The sequence below is a fragment of the Rhodoblastus sp. genome (genome assembly GCF_052145335.1).
In the GTDB taxonomy this organism is placed as follows: Bacteria; Pseudomonadota; Alphaproteobacteria; order Rhizobiales; family Beijerinckiaceae; genus Rhodoblastus.
This window is the reverse complement of record NZ_JBKQOU010000154.1, coordinates 1-2,589: the sequence shown is the minus strand read 5'-3', so window position 1 is coordinate 2,589 and position 2,589 is coordinate 1. Positions and strand designations below refer to the sequence as shown.

The 2,589-nt window shown below is 59.8% G+C and carries 3 protein-coding genes; 2 read left to right on the top strand and 1 reads right to left on the bottom strand.

Annotated features, from left to right (window positions below; all coding sequences use genetic code 11):
* Positions 1–783 (top strand): DEAD/DEAH box helicase (locus ACLP2E_RS10610; RefSeq protein WP_442465888.1); only part of this gene is annotated, 783 nt, incomplete at its 5' end.
* On the top strand, positions 780–1,868 hold the full coding sequence (locus ACLP2E_RS10605; protein ID WP_442465887.1) for a hypothetical protein: 1,089 nt from the start codon (positions 780–782) through the stop codon (positions 1,866–1,868). The genes ACLP2E_RS10610 and ACLP2E_RS10605, both read left to right, overlap by 4 nt.
* Positions 1,869–2,001: 133 nt before the next feature.
* Here the strand turns inward: ACLP2E_RS10605 and ACLP2E_RS10600 are convergent.
* The coding region (locus tag ACLP2E_RS10600; protein ID WP_442465886.1) for an IS3 family transposase at positions 2,002–2,589 on the bottom strand (588 nt) is incomplete at its 5' end.

Genomic DNA, 2,589 nt, shown 5'->3' with positions numbered 1-2,589 from the left:
ATCGCCGACCTGCCCGACAAGACCGAGGTCAAGGCTTTCTGCCATTTATCGCGCAAACAGGCTGCGCTTTATCAAGCCTCTGTCGGCGAACTGCAAGAAAGGCTGAATGACTCCGGCGACGGGATCGCGCGGCGTGGCTTGGTTCTGTCCTTTCTGATGCGCCTCAAGCAGATTTGCAATCATCCGACTCAATGGTTGGGCGACGGCGCTTATGACGAAGACGACAGCGGCAAGTTCTTCCGCCTGCGCGAAATCGCCGAGACCATCGCCAGCCGTCAGGAAAAGCTGCTGGTGTTCACCCAGTTCAAGGAGATCATCCCGGCGCTCGAACGCCTGCTCGGCGAGACGTTCGGACGCCCCGGCCTGGTGCTGCATGGCGAGACGCCCGTGGCCAGGCGCAAGGAGCTGGTCAAGAAATTCCAGGAAGACGAACGCACGCCGTTCTTCGTGCTGTCTATCAAGGCGGGCGGCGCCGGGCTCAATCTCACCGCCGCTTCACATGTCGTGCATTTCGACCGCTGGTGGAATCCGGCAGTCGAGAACCAGGCGACAGATCGGGCATTTCGCATTGGGCAAAAGCGCAATGTTCTGGTGCATAAATTCATCTGCCGGGGCACAATTGAGGATCGAATCGACCAACTGATCGAGTCTAAACGGCAATTGGCGGCGGATTTCCTTGAGGCCGGCGGCGAGGTAAACTTGACGGAAATGAGCGATCGCGAATTGCTGTCCCTGGTCGCCCTCGATCTCAACGCCGCATCGACAGAAGGCGCGACGGCATGAGCTATTATGGCTTTCCGGCCTATGTTCCGGTCGCCCAGAGACGGGCGCAAGCGGCGCGCGAAATCGAAAAACTCCGAAAGAAGGGTCGGACCGTCGCTCCCGTAGTCATTGAGGGGCGGACCATCGTTAGGAATTTCTGGGGTAAAGCCTGGTGCGAAAATCTGGAGCGTTATTCCGATTTCGAAAACCGTCTGCCGCGTGGTCAAACCTATGTGCGAAACGGTTCGGTCGTCGATCTCCAGGTCAAACGCGGACAAGTCCGCGCATTGGTCATGGGCTCCTGCCTCTATAAGGTGAAAATAGAAATCGGCTCTGTACCGGCGGCGCGTTGGCGGTCCATCCGTAAGGATTGCGCGGGCTCGATAGGTTCGCTCGTGGAGTTATTATCCGGCAAATTGTCGAAAAACGTCATGGAGCGCGTCTGCCGCAAAGGCGACGGGCTGTTTCCGGCGCCGAGCGAAATCAAAATGTCCTGCTCCTGCCCTGACGGGGCGCGCATGTGCAAACATCTGGCGGCCGCGCTTTACGGCGCGGGCGCGCGGCTGGATGCGATGCCGGACCTAATCTTCGCCTTGCGTGGTGTCGAAAGTTCCGAATTGATCGCCAATGCGGGCGCTGATCTTCCGATCACGCACAGCGGCGGCTCGGGAACGCGCATTCTCGCCGATGACAACCTCGCAGTTCTGTTCGGCGTCGAAATGGCGCCAGCGCCCGCGGCGCCAAAAACCTGCGCCGCTAAAAAGGATGTACGCCCGGCGAAGAACGCGGCGTCTTCAAAGGTTCCACCGACCGGTCAGGCTAGTGCGTCTGCGCAGACGGCAACGAAAACTTCGACGACGAAAGGCTCCACGATCGTTTCTTCCGCGGCCGCGCGCAAAAAGTCGTCCTCAAAAGCCGGGACGACGAAAAGCGGTAGCGGTCGCGCGGTCGCGGAAAAGATCGAACCGTCCGGGAAGTCGATCCAAGCTACGACGGCGGCTCCCAGGAGACCGGCAGCCCCAACTTCGGCTTCCGCTCGGCAAGAAGAAACGCCTTCACGACGTCGAGTTCGCACCAAGGCAGCGAGGTGGATAAAGCGCCCATGAATGGCCGCGTTTCGGCTGAAAGGAGGCAATCCCTAGCGACCATGAAGGACGAGGATGCGCCACTTGCCGGAATTCGGGTTTGGACAGCCCAAATCCCACAGTCTGAGCTGCTGCCGGTTCTGCAGACACCTGGTTAAGGTAATCCCACCTTCCGTTCGAACTCAACCGGGCTGAGATAGCCGATGGTCGAGTGGCGACGGACTGTATTGTAGAAGCGCTCGATATAATCGAACACATCGGCCCTGGCCTCGTCGCGCGTCCGGTAGACGCGTCTGCCAATGCGCTCGGTTTTCAGGGACGAGAAGAACGACTCCATCGCCGCATTGTCCCAGACATTGCCGGATCGGCTCATAGAACAGCTGACGCCATTGTCGGCCATCAGGCGCTGAAACTGATCGCTGGTATATTGGCTGCCCTGATCGGAATGATGCAGTAAGGCGTCGGGCTTGCCGCGCCGCCAGATCGCCATGATCAGGGCATCGACGACGAGTTGAGCCGTCATTTCCGCCTTCATCGACCAGCCGACGACACGCCGTGAGCACAGGTCGATTACGGCGGCGACATAAAGCCAGCCCTCGGCTGTCCAGATGTAGGTGAAGTCGGCGATCCACTTCTGGTTCGGCCGTTCGGCGACAAACTGGCGATCGAGAACATTCGGCGCCACAGCATTGACGAGCCTCTGCCCTTCGTCCTTCGGCAAGCCACGCCGGCGCGGCCGCGC